Annotated in this window: 11 protein-coding genes; 10 read left to right on the forward strand and 1 reads right to left on the reverse strand. The window is 64.8% G+C overall.

Going from position 1 to position 14,649, the window contains the following annotated elements; genetic code table 11:
- Positions 1–164: 164 nt before the first annotated feature.
- The 10 genes from BM197_RS08730 to BM197_RS08775 all read left to right on the forward strand — a co-directional run bounded on the left by BM197_RS08730 (position 165) and on the right by BM197_RS08775 (position 13,707).
- Complete coding sequence (locus BM197_RS08730; RefSeq protein ID WP_090710646.1) at positions 165–4,760, forward strand: DUF4082 domain-containing protein; 4,596 nt, start codon at positions 165–167, stop codon at positions 4,758–4,760.
- A gap of 63 nt (positions 4,761–4,823) precedes the next feature.
- A complete protein-coding gene (locus BM197_RS08735) occupies positions 4,824–5,891 on the forward strand; it encodes a Gfo/Idh/MocA family protein (RefSeq protein ID WP_090710648.1) in 1,068 nt (355 codons plus the stop codon).
- Entirely contained in the window at positions 5,888–6,913 is a 1,026-nt protein-coding gene (locus tag BM197_RS08740; protein ID WP_090710650.1) for a dTDP-glucose 4,6-dehydratase, read from the forward strand. Before BM197_RS08735 ends, BM197_RS08740 begins: the two co-directional genes overlap by 4 nt.
- Positions 6,913–8,085 carry a DegT/DnrJ/EryC1/StrS family aminotransferase gene (locus BM197_RS08745; protein ID WP_245762465.1) on the forward strand — a complete coding sequence of 391 codons (1,173 nt, stop codon included), beginning with the start codon at positions 6,913–6,915 and terminating at the stop codon, positions 8,083–8,085. Before BM197_RS08740 ends, BM197_RS08745 begins: the two co-directional genes overlap by 1 nt.
- Positions 8,086–8,088: 3 nt before the next feature.
- Positions 8,089–8,793 carry a NeuD/PglB/VioB family sugar acetyltransferase gene (locus BM197_RS08750; RefSeq protein ID WP_090710652.1) on the forward strand — a complete coding sequence of 235 codons (705 nt, stop codon included), beginning with the start codon at positions 8,089–8,091 and terminating at the stop codon, positions 8,791–8,793.
- Positions 8,790–9,902: a DegT/DnrJ/EryC1/StrS family aminotransferase gene (locus tag BM197_RS08755; protein ID WP_090710654.1), complete on the forward strand. Its 1,113-nt coding sequence runs from the start codon at positions 8,790–8,792 to the stop codon at positions 9,900–9,902. Before BM197_RS08750 ends, BM197_RS08755 begins: the two co-directional genes overlap by 4 nt.
- Before the next feature lies 1 nt (position 9,903).
- Positions 9,904–10,617 (forward strand): hypothetical protein, encoded by a 714-nt coding sequence (locus BM197_RS08760; RefSeq protein ID WP_090710656.1) that lies wholly within the window; start codon positions 9,904–9,906, stop codon positions 10,615–10,617.
- Between the two features lie 5 nt (positions 10,618–10,622).
- Positions 10,623–11,423: a YveK family protein gene (locus BM197_RS08765; RefSeq protein ID WP_143095041.1), complete on the forward strand. Its 801-nt coding sequence runs from the start codon at positions 10,623–10,625 to the stop codon at positions 11,421–11,423.
- A gap of 6 nt (positions 11,424–11,429) precedes the next feature.
- Positions 11,430–12,818: an O-antigen ligase family protein gene (locus BM197_RS08770; protein WP_090710660.1), complete on the forward strand. Its 1,389-nt coding sequence runs from the start codon at positions 11,430–11,432 to the stop codon at positions 12,816–12,818.
- On the forward strand, positions 12,799–13,707 hold the full coding sequence (locus BM197_RS08775; protein WP_090710662.1) for a glycosyltransferase family 2 protein: 909 nt from the start codon (positions 12,799–12,801) through the stop codon (positions 13,705–13,707). The genes BM197_RS08770 and BM197_RS08775 overlap by 20 nt, the downstream gene beginning before the upstream one ends.
- Before the next feature lie 27 nt (positions 13,708–13,734).
- Here BM197_RS08775 and BM197_RS08780 read toward each other — a convergent pair whose 3' ends face one another.
- Positions 13,735–14,610: a glycosyltransferase family 2 protein gene (locus tag BM197_RS08780; RefSeq protein WP_090710664.1), complete on the reverse strand. Its 876-nt coding sequence runs from the start codon at positions 14,608–14,610 to the stop codon at positions 13,735–13,737.
- Positions 14,611–14,649: the final 39 nt, after the last annotated feature.

The following is a 14,649-nucleotide window of genomic DNA, read 5'->3' on the forward strand; positions in this document are numbered from 1 at the left end:
GGGGGATCGGCCTCTGCCCATCGCAGGTTACTCTTTCAGCACAGAACGTGAAGTTACGTCACGTTCATGGATTGTGCGATCAGAGTCGGTCGTCGTTTCTCCTTCTTCCGAATCCGACGGGGAATGACTTCACGCGGCAACATACAGGGCGAGAAGAGAACAACGTGCACCAATCGAGCAGGCTGACCTCCCGATTCAGCGCAGGTCTGACCCGACGCTTCACCGCGCTTGTGGCAGCAGCGGTCCTGCTTGTCACGATAGCCGTTCCTCTTGGCACAGGGGCCGCACACGCTGCCGGCCCGTGCGACACGGGGTCGAACGCGATCGTGTGCGAGAACTCGAAGCCAGGAACGAACCCGGCGGTCTGGGACATCGTTGGGGCCGGTGATCGAACTATTCAGGGATTCGCCACGGACATCAGCGTGAATGTCGGATCACGAATCGATTTCAAGATCGACTCTGCCGTGCCGAATTACAAGGTCGACATCTACCGCACCGGTTGGTACCAGGGCCTCGGGGCCCGGCTCGTCGGTACCGCGGACCTCGCACCGAACCGTCCCCTCACCCAGCCGCAGTGCATCACTGACGCGGCGACCGAACTCTACGACTGCGGAACCTGGGGCGTGTCTGCGTCCTGGGACGTCCCCGCAGACGCGGTCTCCGGCGTCTACCTCGCGGTACTCACCCGCGCGGACACCAACGGAAGCAGCCACATCATCTTCGTCGTCCGCGATGAGGCCAGCCGCTCAGACGTCCTCTTCCAGACCTCCGACCCGACCTGGCACGCGTACAACGCCTACGGCGGAAGCAGCTTCTACCGGGGCGGAGACAATGGCCGAGCATACAAACTCAGCTACAACCGCCCATTCGACACCCGCGCCACCGGGAACGGCCGCGACTTCTACTTCTCCAGCGAATACGCGCAGGTCCGATTCCTGGAGAAGAACGGCTACGACGTCAGTTACTTCAGCGGCGTCGACACCGACCGGCTCGGAGCACTGCTCAAGAACCACAAGACTTTCCTCTCGGTCGGCCACGACGAATACTGGTCGGGAGCGCAGCGGTCGAACATCGAGGCCGCCAGGGATGCCGGTGTGAACCTGCAGTTCCTCGGCGGGAACGACGGATACTGGCGAACCCGTTACGAACCATCCGCGGGCGCGGGTGCGACCCCTTATCGCACGCTGGTCAGCTATAAGGAGACGTGGTCACGCGCCAAGATCGATCCCAGTTCCGAGTGGACGGGTACCTTTCGTGACCCACGATTCGCTCCGGCTTCAGCAGGAGCGGCCCAGCCCGAGAACAAGCTCATCGGCACCATCTACCAGGTGAACTCCGTCGACCTTCCGGTGTCGGTCTCGTCGTCCGAAGGCAAGATGCGGCTGTGGCGAAACACCAGCCTCACGAACCTCGCGCAGGGATCAACCGCAGCCCTCGCCCCGCACACAGTGGGGTATGAGTCGAACGAAGACGTGGACAACGGCTTCCGCCCAGGCGGGCTCATCCACCTGTCGACAACGACGGGCACCGTTTCGGAATACCTCCAGGATTACGGCAACGTCGTCAAGCCAGGAACGACAACCCACCATCTCACTCTCTACCGGGCACCAAGCGGAGCCCTGGTCTTTTCAGCGGGCAGCGTGCAGTGGGCGTGGGGACTCGACCAGAGACACGACGGTAATGGTGCCCCAGCCGATCCGCGGATGCAGCAAGCCCAGGTGAACCTCCTCGCTGACATGGGAGCCCAGCCCGCGTCGCTCGATCCTGCGCTCGTGCGGGCAACGGCAAGCACCGACACGACCGCACCGACCGTGACGATCGATGCTCCAGCTCAGAACGCGTCCATTGCCAACGGAACACTCGTGACGCTGTCCGGCACGGCGAGCGACGTCGGAGGCCGGGTGGCCGGGGTCGAAGTCTCAACCGACAGCGGGAAATCCTGGCACGCTGCCTCTGGTACCACCGTCTGGACCTACCAGTACGTACAGAACGGCATGGGCACAACGCCGATTCAGGTTCGAGCGATCGACGACAGCGCCAACTACCCGGCGACACCCAAGGTTCTTCCCCTCACCGTCACAGGACCATACTCCTTCTTCGGCGCTTCGGTACCGAAGATAGCCGACAGCGGCGACGCTGCGGCTGTGGAACTTGGCCTGCGGTTCACCGCGGCCGTGAACGGTTTCGTTTCGGGCGTCCGTTTCTACAAGAGCAGCGCGAACACGGGAACCCACACCGGCTCACTGTGGCGCGATGACGGCGTCCGGCTGGCGACAACCACGTTCACCGACGAAACGTCCTCCGGCTGGCAGACCGCTCAATTCAGCAGCGCCGTTCCGGTCACCGCCGGTCGCACGTATGTGATCTCCTATCGCGCCCCGAACGGCCGTTACGCCGTTGAGTCCAACTTCGCGGACTACGGGCCGATCGATCGCCATCCCCTCAAGGTCGATGGCGGGTTCGGATCGCAGCCAGCCGGTGTGTACAGCACAAACGGGACCTACCCGACGAGCAGCTACCAGCGCGGGCATTACTTCGTCGATGCCGTCTTCGACACGGCGAACACAGTACCCCTCGCCGCCACGCAGCAATGGCCGTTGCCTGGCTCATCCAGCGTTCCGACATCGACCACCATTCGCGCGGTCCTGTCCAGGGATGTGCCAGCCGGCTCTGTCGCCGTCACGGTCCGCGACAGCCTCAACGCGACCGTCAGCGGACAGACGACCTATGACGCTGGCACCCGAACGGTGACCTTCACGCCCGCTACACCGCTCGCGGGCTTCGTGAAGTACTCGGTTTCGATGACCGTCCAGGGTGCAGCAGGACCCGAACCATTGTCGGGCGGTGCCTGGTCGTTCACCACGGTGAAACCGCCGGCGGAGGGCGGGGTGTGCCCGTGCAGCCTTTACGACGATGGAGACGTTCCTGGCATCATCGAGGTCGGTGACCCGGCCGCCGTCACCCTGGGCGTGCGGTTCTCGTCCACAGCGAACGGCATCATCAAGGGCGTCCGTTTCTACAAAGCGGCGGGAAACACCGGAACGCACGTCGGAACCCTGTGGTCCTCGACAGGGGAGTCACTCGCAACGGCAATCTTCAGTGACGAAAGTACATCGGGGTGGCAGACCGTGTACTTCGCGCAGCCAGTGACGATCACTGCTGGAACGGAATACGTGGCGTCGTACCGGGCACCAGCCGGTCGCTACTCCGCGACGCCAGGCGCATATGGCAGTGCCGGTTACAGTAAAGGTCCCCTGCGCGTCGCAGCGAACTCCGGTGTGTACAACTACTCCAACGCGTTCCCGGCATCGCGGACGACGACCGGGTACTCCGTCGACGTCGTGTTTGAGACCACCCCAGATCCCCTGACCGTCGTGAGCACACAGCCCGCAGACGGGGCGCTCGACGTCGCCAGGAACACGGGGATCTCGATCACGTTCTCGACGGCGATCGCTCCGGGGTATCAGATACGAGCGGCCGTCGGCAGTACAGCGATCAACGGTGCTGTCTCCATCAGCGGCGACCGCAAGACGATCATTCTGACTCCCGCTGGCGACCTACCATCCGGCGCACTCGTAGACGTCACCGTGTCTGGGATCCAATCGACGAGTGGGGCCACCCTGCCCACCCAGCAGTGGTCGTTCCGTACGGCCCAGTCCGGTTCGACAAGCACGACATACACGGTGCTCGGCAACGAGACGCCGGCTGTTCCCGCAGCGACGAATGACGCGGCCCCGGTCGAACTGGGCATGGCCTTCACGGCGAGCCAGGCAGGGTCGGTGACAGCGATCCGATTCTTCAAGGGGACAGGCAACGGGGGCGTTCACACAGGGTCTCTGTGGAACGCGGCCGGTACTCGACTGGCGACCGTGACCTTCACGGGGGAGTCTGCCACCGGCTGGCAGACAGCTCCGCTCTCGGCGCCCGTGTCGCTGACCGCGGGTGCGCAGTACGTGGTTTCGTATTATGCGCCGCAGGGTCGCTACGCGTACACGACGTCCTACTTCCAGTCGCCGAAGACGTCGGGACCGCTGACCGCGACCGCTGGACGATATCTGTATAAGAGCGGCGGCGGCTTGCCGATCTATTCATCGAAGGCATCGAACTACTTCGTCGACATCGAGTTCGCGACAGCTGGTTCGACACCAACCCCGACTCCAACCCCAACCCCAACCCCGACACCGACACCAACCCCGACTCCAACCCCAACCCCGACGCCGACGCCGACGCCGACGCCGACACCGACGCCGACACCGACACCGGAACAGCCGGTCGACCCGCTGACCCAACCAGGAGTGACGTCTGTCTTCGGGCCGTCGGGTACTCCGGCCAACACGAACTGGGCTGACTCAAAGCCGGTGCAGCTCGGGATGGCCTTCACCACCGCGACCGCAGGCAACGTTCTCGGGGTGCGGTTCTACAAGGGAACCCAGGACGTCGGCCAACACACCGGAACACTGTGGGGACCGAACGGAGTGGCCCTGGCCACGGTGACTTTCACCAATGAGAGTGCAAGCGGCTGGCAGTTCGCGGTCTTTGCGAATCCCGTCGCCATCCAGCCCGGCACCACGTATGTCGTGAGCTATCGCGCCCCTGTCGGTCGCTACTCGGTGACGGCCAACGGACTCCGCGACCCGATCGTCAATCAGCCGCTCAGCACGACAGCAGTCGGCGGTCGTTACACCTACGGGACCGGTGCGCCCACATCCGTTGTGAACACCAACTACTGGGTCGACGTGTTGTTCAAAGCAAATCAGTGAGCGCATGCACGTTCCTCCGACCACGACGACCTGCCCATCATCAACGACCGCGAGGGAAACGACATGACATTGGAGAGACTACGTATTGCCGTCGTCGGCGCCGGCTACTGGGGACCCAACCTGGCGCGCAACTTCTCGACCAGTCCCGATTGGGAGCTCGTCGCGATTTGCGACCTCGATCTCGAGCGGGCTCAGCGGGTGGCCGACCAGGTCGGTCACGTTCCGGTGATCACCTCGCTCACCGAACTGCTGGCAGCCGACGACCTCGACGCGATCGCGATCGCGACCCCGGCGCGCACGCACTATCCGATCGCGATGCAGGCGCTCGCCGCTGGCAAGCATGTGGTGGTCGAAAAGCCTTTGGCGGAATCCGGGAGCAACGGCCGCGCCATGGTTCTCGAGGCGGCCACCCGCGGTCTAGTCCTGATGGCTGACCACACTTACTGCTACACGCCAGCCGTTCTCAAAATCCGCGAGCTCATCGCAGAAGGAGCGCTCGGAGAGATCCTCTTCGTCGACTCGGTTCGCATCAACCTCGGCCTCATCCAACCCGACGTCGACGTGTTCTGGGACCTCGCTCCCCACGACTTGTCCATCCTCGATTTCGTGCTCCCCGGAGGGCTCCGACCGACCGCCGTTGCGGCCCAGGGAGCCGACCCGCTCGGTGCGGGCAGATCCTGCATCGGCTACCTGACGCTTCCCCTGGCGAGCGGGGCGATCGCCCACGTGCACGTCAACTGGCTCAGTCCGACGAAGATCCGGCAGATGGTGATCGGCGGAAGCAAACGCACGCTCGTTTGGGATGACCTCAACCCACAACAACGGCTGAGCGTTTATGACCGGGGTGTGGACCTCGGCAAACAGTCCGCAGGCCGCACAGACCGACGCGACGCGAACATCTCCTACCGGCTCGGGGACACCTGGTCCCCGGCGCTTCCGGAGCGTGAAGCCCTGGCGACCATGGCCGCCGAGTTCGCATCGAGCATCCGGTCTAGGCGTGCGCCACGCACCGACGGTGAGGCGGGGCTCCGCGTCCTGGCCGTCCTCGAAGCAGCAACCAGGAGCCTGGCCCAGTCGGGCAGTTCAGTATCCCCCTCGCCCAGCGAACGACAGATGGAGCCAGCACGATGAGCACACTGCAGGAAGCGAAAGTCCTCGTCACCGGGGGAGCGGGCTTCATCGGGAGCCACCTGGTCGACCAGCTCCTCACCGCGGGCGCCGATTCCGTTGTCGTGCTCGACAACCTCGTGAATGGCACGCGAGCCAATCTCGTGCACCTCGACGACGATCCGCGTGTCCGTCTCGTCGAGGGCGACATCCGCGACGAGGATGCCAGAAACGCGGCACTGGGCGATGTTGATGTCGTCTATCACCTGGCGTGCCTCGGTGTTCGACACAGTCTTCACGAGCCGATGGAAAACCACAGCGTCAACGCCGAAGGGACACTCCAATTGCTTCAGGGTGCTAAGGGACGAGGGGTCAACCGATTCATCTACGTCAGCACGAGCGAGGTCTTCGGCACCGCCCAGTACGCGCCCATGGACGAGCGACACCCGACCTGGCCTGAGACGGTCTATGGGGCCAGCAAGCTCGCGGGTGAAGCGTACGCGCGTGCTCATTTCCGCACGTACGGGATGGACACTGTCGTCGTCCGTCCGTTCAACACGTATGGCCCGCGCAGTCACTTCGAGGGCGACAGCGGCGAAGTCCTGCCCCGGACCATCGTTCGAGTGCTCGCGGGGCTGCGTCCGATCGTGTTCGGTGATGGCGAGCAAACCCGTGACTTCATGCACGTGTCAGACACCGCCGCCGCCCTGGTGCTTCTCGGATCCGCAGAGGGAATCGCCGGTGAAACGCTCAACCTTGGTTCAGGCGAAGAAGTGAGCATGAACACCCTGTGCGCCGACGTCGCACGGGCCGCGGGCAGGCCTGACCTGGAACCGATCCATGACGATGCCAGGCCGGGAGACGTACGCCGGCTGTTGGGCGACCCGTCTCTCATGGCCTCGCTGACCGGGTTCAGACCCCGTGTGAGCTTCGCCGACGGCGTTGATGACCTGGTGGAGTGGTTCAAGAACGGCCCCACTCCGCTCGACGACATGGTGACCCGGGTGAAAGAACGCAACTGGGAAGCCACCGAGGTGCCGGTCTGATGTCCAGGATCAACGTGATGAAGCCCTGGTTCGGGGCCGAAGAAATAGCTGCCCTCGAAAAAGTGATCGAGTCCGGCTGGGTTGCGCAGGGCCCCCAGGTGGCGCAGTTCGAAACGCGGTTCGCCGAGGCCATGGACGCGTCCTTCGCCGTGGCCACGTCAAACTGCACGACGGCGTTGCACCTGGCGCTCGTCGTCGCGGGAATCCGCCCCGGGGACGATGTCGTGGTCCCCTCGTTCTCGTTCATCGCCACCGCGAACGCGCCGACCTACGTCGGCGCGCGACCGGTGTTCGCAGACGTCGATCGCGCAACGGGAAATGTGACCGTCGACACCATCGCCGCGGCCCTGACCGAGCGCACGACAGCCGTGATCGCGGTCGACCAGGGCGGAATGCCGGTCGACCTCGACCCGATCCGGGCACTGTGCGACCCGCGCGGGATCGTCGTCATCGAAGACTCCGCGTGCGGTGCAGGGTCCACCTACCACGGGGCTCCCGTTGGCGCAGGCGCCGAGTTGACGGCGTGGTCGTTTCATCCTCGCAAGATTCTCACTACCGGCGAAGGCGGAATGCTCACGAGCTCGCACCAGTACTGGGCGGACCGGGCCCGTAGGCTTCGTGAACACTCGATGAGCGTGTCGGCCAGTGCCCGTCACGAATCCGTGCTCGCGCCACCGGAGGAGTATCACGAAATCGGCTTCAACTACCGGATGACGGACCTGCAGGCTGCCGTAGGCATCGTCCAGCTCGGCCGGCTGTCCGAGATCGTCGCGCGGCGACGGGAGATCGCGGCGACTTACGCGGAAGCTCTGAGCGACATCGACGGGATCCGGCTCGTGAGCGACCCGGCCTGGGGAGCGAGCAATTTCCAGTCGCTCTGGCTGGAGGTCACGCTGGAGTTCCCGCTCACGCGCGAACAACTGCTTGAGCACCTCGCGGCGAACGAGGTCTCCGCCCGGCGGGGAATCATGGCATCCCACCGTCAACCCGCATACCGGGATCGCGATACGGGGAACGCCGACCTGGCAGTGACCGAACTGCTCACCGACAGCACGCTCATTCTGCCGGTTTTCCACCAGATGACGGCCAGCGAAATCGACCAAGTCATCGACTCCATTCGCGAGGCGGCCGGGACGCGCATTCGCCGCTTCTCGACCGCCGTCAGGATCTGACCGATGGAAAAGGTCTTGATTATCGGCGCGAGCGGCCTGGCACGTGAGGTGCTCACACTGACTCGGAGCGGCACATCCCACACGGTCTTCGGCGTCCTCGACGACGGCTGGGCAGATATCGCTGATTCCTTCACCGGTGTGCCAGTGCTCGGGTGCGTCGAAAGGGCGATCGAATACGTAGACGTCAAGCTTCTCGTGTGTGTTGGCTCAGGGGTTGCCCGTGAAAGGATCGTTGGGCGCCTCGCGGCCCTCGGCGTGGGGACGGACTCGTACGCGACGGTTATCGACCCAAGCGTCAGCGATCACGGCAACTCCCTTATCGGTCCTGGCACCATCATCCTGGCTAACACCGTGCTCACGGCCGACGTCACCGTCGGAAGTCACGTCGTGGTCATGCCCAACGTCACGTTGACGCACGGCAATGTCATTGAGGACTTTGCAACGATCGCGAGCGGCGTCGCCCTCGGTGGAGATGTTCGGATCGGGAGAGGCGCCTACATCGGCATGAATGCGTCTGTCCGCCAGCGCGTGGCTGTCGGAGCTTATGCCGTCCTGGGCATGGGGGCGGCCCTTCTCAGCCCGCTTCCCGAACGCGAGGTCTGGGCCGGAGTGCCTGCGGGCCGCCTCCCTTCCCCCAACCCCACCCCCGAGGTCGAGGTTGCACAGCAGGTGGCCCCGACGGCGCCGACTCCTGAAAGGTCATCATGAAAGTACTGCAGAGAATTCCACTGGTCGACCTGGCGGCCCAACAAGCCGAGGTCGATGACGAGGTGCAGGCTGGGCTCAAAGCGGTCTTTGCGAGTACCGCCTTCATCGGCGGTCCGGATGTCGCACAGTTCGAAGAAGGCTACGCGCGGCTCGTCGGTGCCCGGCACTGCGTCGGCGTGGCGAACGGCACCGATGCTCTTGAACTCGCTCTCCGCGCATCGGGTGTGACCCCGGGCGGGGAGGTCATCCTGCCGGCCAACACCTTCATAGCGACGGCTGAAGCCGTGTCGCGGATCGGTGCGCGACCTGTTCTCGTCGACGTGGATCCCACCCACCTGCTGATCGATCCGTCCCGGGTGGCTGAGGCCATGACGGAAGCCACCCAGGCAATCGTTCCCGTGCATCTTTTCGGACAGGTGGCGCCGGTCGAGCTTCTGGAACCGCTCGCTCGCTCGAGCGGCGCGGTGATCATCGAGGACGCGGCGCAATCCCAGGGCGCATCGCGTCATTCCAGGGCGGCAGGGTCATGGGGCCTCGCAGCTGGGACGAGCTTCTACCCGGGGAAGAACCTTGGGGCAGCGGGCGACGCCGGAGCCGTGACCACCGACAGTGCTGAGATCGCCGCTCGCGTGCGGCTACTTGGAGCCCACGGAAGCGCGGTCAAATACCAGCATGAGGTCATCGGCATGAACTCGCGACTGGACACCGTGCAGGCCGTCGTCCTCAACGCCAAGTTGTCCCGGCTCGAACGCTGGAACCAGCGGCGCAGGGCGGCCGCGGCGAACTACGCCGAGTTGTTGGCGAACGTTCCCGGTGTCGAGTTGCCCAGAACCGCCGAGGGGAACATCGACGTCTGGCATCTCTACGTCATCCGCATCGCCGAGAGGGATCGCGTCCTGCGAGCATTGACGGATGCCGGAATCGGCGTCGGGGTGCATTACCCCGTCCCTGTCCACCTCACCGCTGCTTTCGCCCACCTCGGATATTCGGCGGGGAGCTTCCCCGTGGCGGAGAAAGCCGCGGACACAATGCTTTCTCTTCCCCTCTACCCGCACATCACGCTCGACCAGCAGGAATACGTCGTGGAGAACCTCGAGCGGGTGTTGTGAGATGTCGGTCCGTGAGATCGGGTCCGCCATCCTCCGGCGCTGGTACATCTCGTTCGCAGCCCTTGTCTGTGTTGCCATCGCCACCGTGATGCTGGCTCAGGACGGCGGGATCTACACCACCAAGACGGTCATCTCGCTCCTGCGCCCCACGACGACGAGCCTCTCTCCAGACAACGGAACGACCGACCGAAGCGTCATCGCGTTCGCCGCGGCGGTCGCTCTCAACACCAATGGCGGCGAACTGGCCGAAGGTTATTCGAAGGCGGATGCTCCCTACTACGGCGCCGGCGTCCGTGAGGGAACGCTTGTGGAGCTGGCGAACATCGGCAATCAGTGGGTATCGACGGTCAACAAAGCGGAGATCCAGATCGACATCGTCGGCCGGACATCCGACTGGGTCGCGTCGCGGCAGGAGAAGTTGGTGGCCAGGGCGCTGGCGACAGCCGACTCCCTGCAGGACGCCGTCGGCGTGCCGCCGGAGAACCGGGTTTCTGCGTACGTCGTTCCGCTCACTACCCAGATCGAATACGTCGCGCCATCCCGCAGGGCTCAGCTCGCGGCAGCGGTTGCGATGCTCGCCGCGGCGCTCATCGTCGCCGCGTGGGCATCGGTCACCGTCGACGGCGCACTCGCGAAGCGACGATCGGACCCCAGAAGACGATCGGACACCGGCCGGAGCAATCAGGAACAGTTCAAACACCGTAATGAGGGGTAATAATCATGAAGTTTTCCGATACAGTTCTAGGCTTGGTGAGGCGCTGGTACATCGTGCTCCCCGGGCTTCTCCTCGCTGGATTGATTGCCGCGGGCGTGTGGGCCGCGGTCCCGCCCGAGTATGATCGCTCGGCGACGCAGTTGCTGGTGCCCGGTGAAACGAGCGTTCCAGAGGGCGGGAACCCGTACCTGTACCTCGGAGGGCTGGCGCCTGCGGCCGACGTGCTCGTGCGCGCCATCGGGTCCGAGAACGTGTTGAACGAAGTGGTCGATGAGTACCCAGGAGTCGACGTCCGTATCGTGCGGGACACTACAACCGCAGGCCCGATCATCCTGATCACGGTGACAGCGAGCACCGACGCCGCCGCGGAGGATGTCCTCACGATGCTCGTCGATCGAACGGCGACGGTACTCGGTGAGTTCCAGGAAGTGGAGAACATTCCCGAAGCGAACCGGATGACTGTGATCCCCGTGACAGTCGACGAACAAAGCACCGAGCGCTCGCGCAACCGAGCCCTGGCGGCCACCGGTGTCGGGTTCATCGTCGCCGTACTGGCCCTGCTCGTCGCGAGCATCGTCGACGGCTCCAGCCAGCGCAGGCGGGAGCGTGATGAGGCGTCGATCGGGCAGGACGACTCCAATGTTGTGCCCGGATCCCCGGACCCAGACACGACCGGCACAGACGGGACCGAAACTGCTCCGCCTGCCCGGCGCAAACGCCCACGGCAGCCAAACGACTCCTCGCTGGCGGAGGCGTCGGAGGCCGAAGAATCGGCGCCAGCCACACCGTCCCCCGTCAAGGTGTGAGTCGGCATGACGCTCAAGAGTTCGTCCCCCAGGCACGCTGAAGCCCCGCTCCAGCGCGCCGCCGTGCGGGGTCGACGCGAGGTCGACGCGGTGACCATGCTCACCGTGTACCTCGTGCTTCTGCTGGTGCTCCCTTCGGGGATGACCATCACGGCTCTTGGCAGCGTGGGGCGGCCGTCGTTGATCTGGGGACTGATCCTCCTGGTGTGGTGGGCGGTATCCCGGCTTCAGGCGAGCCCCGCCCAGGCGCTGCGCGTTTCCCAGCCGGTGTTGCTCGCTTTCGGGGCGTTCCTTGTGATTGCCCTCATCAGCTTTGCGGCTGCACTGCTGCGCGGTCAGCCGGACGATCAGGTGAGCCCGGCGGTGACCGCAATCATCCGACTGCTCTCGTGGGCGGGAGTGCTCCTCGTCGCGGTACACGGCATCCGCACGAAGGACGAGCTCTCGACCATGGTTCGCCGGATCGGTATCGGCGCAGGGCTGCTCGCCGCTCTCGGCCTACTGCAATTCCTCACTGGTCAGGCCATTGTCGACTTCTTCCAGACGCTCCCCGGGCTGAGCATGACCGGGGGCCCCGGCCAGCGTGCCGGCGTGCTTCGCTCATCCGGAACCGCGGTTCACCCGCTCGAGTATGCAACGGCCCTCAACGCGGCGCTTCCGCTCGTCATCGCCGCAGCGGTCTCCCGCGGGTTCCGGCCGCAAGGGTCACGCGCGGGACTCTGGTGGTGGCTGCCAGTCGCCTTGATCGCCTTCTCGTCGTTACTTGCCGTATCCCGCTCAGCAATCATCGGGTTCGTCGTCGCCGTGATCTCCATGCTTCCGGTGATTCCCCGGCGCTACATTCCCGCTGCGCTCGCTGTTGTCGGCGCCATCGCCTTCTCCATCGTCGCGGCGATGCCCGGACTCCTTTCCACGACCGTCGCACTGTTCACCGGCGCAGGCAGCGATCCGAGCACCCAGTCGCGGACGCATGCGCTCGCGCAGGTTCCCGGCTTCATGGAGCCCTCTCCGCTGATCGGCTCGGGCTTCGGCATCTTCCTGCCCCGGTATTACATTTTTGACAACCAGTGGGTCCTCGTCGCGATCGAACTGGGTATCCTCGGCGTTCTCGCCTTCGGCAGCATGTTCGTCGCGGCCATATGGAGCGCAGGTCGAGCGAAGTTCCCTAACGACCCGGATTCCCGTTTGATCGGCCACGCGCTCGCCGCATCGATGTTCAACGTGGCCGTCCTCTTCGCCTTCTTCGACGGGCTCTCGTTCCCGATCGCCGGCGGCATCCTCTTCCTGCTGCTTGGGCTGTGTGCGAGCGTTCGCACTGTCGCCGCCAACGCCACACCCACGACAGTCCCGATCTCGCGCCCCACGGAGGCACCGCATGACACCAACGCCCCTTGACGTCGCCGCTGTAGTCGTCACCTACAACAGCAGCCGTCACATCGCAGCCCTGCTGGACAGCCTGCCCGAGGCGATGGGCGACCTCGGCTACTCCGTCGTTGTCGTCGACAACGCCTCGACCGACGGGACCGTGGACCTGTTGGAGCGCCGATCCGATGTCACGGTGGTGAGGTCAATCAACGATGGCTATGCGGCTGGAATCAATCGCGCGGTCCGCGCCTCACCCGAGGCATCCGCGATCCTCATCCTGAACCCCGACGCCACACTCGACCCTGAGTCAGTGCCCCAGATGTTCCATACGCTGCGTCGACCAGGGGTAGGAGTGGTCGCCCCGCGCGTGCGCGATCAGCATGGCAGGCTTGCGAGGACCCTGCGGAGAAGACCAACGCTCGGGCGGGTGGGCGGGCTGAGCTTCACAGGTCTCTCGCTGTTTGCGGAGCGCATCGATGACGCGAGCCGGTATGTCAGTGAGCACGAGGTCGACTGGGCCACCGGCGCCATTCTGCTTGTCGACCGCCGGTGTTTCGATGAACTCGGCGGCCTTGACGAATCTTTCTTCCTGTACTCGGAAGAGACCGACTTCAGCCTGAGGGCACGGGACCTCGGCTGGGCCACGGTGTACACGCCAAAAGCTGGCGCCATGCATATCGGGGGAGGCTCTGGAGAGAGCGCAGCCACCCACACGATGCTGATGCTCAACCGGGTCCGGCTGTATCGCCGAAGAGCGGGCGATGCGCGCGCGTGGCTGTATTTCGGTCTGACAGTGCTGGTCGAACTCCGGCGCGCGATCCTCGGACAGCGCAGATCGTGGTGGACGTTGAAGGCTCTGTTCCGGCCGTCCCTTCGTCCGCCACAGCTGGGCGCGAGCACAGCCATCCTGCCGAGGTGAGAACCAGAGTTCCTAAATCGCAGGAAGTCAGGCCGCGGCCTCGTTCTCCGCGGAAGGTCGCTTCCCACGCGTGCTTTCATCACGGCCCCAGGTTTTGCCCGCAGGCGCTCCACGCCGTGCCAGCAGCGCAGCGAGCACGGTGATCGACAGGTAGGGGATGGCGGCAGGCAGCAGCCGGGGATTCGGTATAACGACGTCGCGAAGCCAAGCCCACCGGTCCGCCGGTCGCACGCGCGCGTCGAGCAGCCCGGCAGAGGCGGCCGCGCGCATTTCGGAGTTGCCGCGGCGAACCCGCACAAGACGTCGAAGCAGGTCCCGTGTCGTGAAGGGCGCATCGACGACGATCTCGACCTCGCTCACCACCACTTTCTCGGCGTCCGAGAACAGGGAGTCGATGAACAGGTCGTCGGCGATCATGGCGGGGAACGTATCGAATCTCCCGCGGCCCTGCTCGGACAGCGCGATCATCCCACGGCCGAACAAGCCGTTTTGGAACGCAGGCAATTGTTCGTTGATGGCTAGGTACGCTCGGACGGCCCAGGGCCGGCCAGCTCTGTCCAGCCGGCGCCGTGGCACCACCGCGAGCGGGGCGGGGGAGCGGGTGAATGGCTCGAGGATTGCTGCAACGCCGCCGGGCGGTACGAGGATATCCGCATCGAGGTAGATCCTGGGGTATGTGGCAGCCGCCTGGTCGCCCGCGTTGAGGGCTCCGGCCTTTCCGGGTTCTTTGCGGTCGATCACGGTCACGCCCGGACGCGTGGCGACGGCCACGGTTCGGTCCGTGCAGCCGTTGGCGCTGACGACGACTTCGAATGGTGCGATCGTTGTCTGGGCGAGGAGCGCGTCGAGGGCCTGTCCGATCACATTCTCTTCGTTGTGCGCGGCGATTATGACGCTCGGCATCCTGGCGTTCCTTCCGGTGCGGTCACGTGATCAAAAGTA

This window comes from Mycetocola miduiensis, assembly GCF_900115155.1.
GTDB lineage: Bacteria > Actinomycetota > Actinomycetes > Actinomycetales > Microbacteriaceae > Mycetocola_A > Mycetocola_A miduiensis.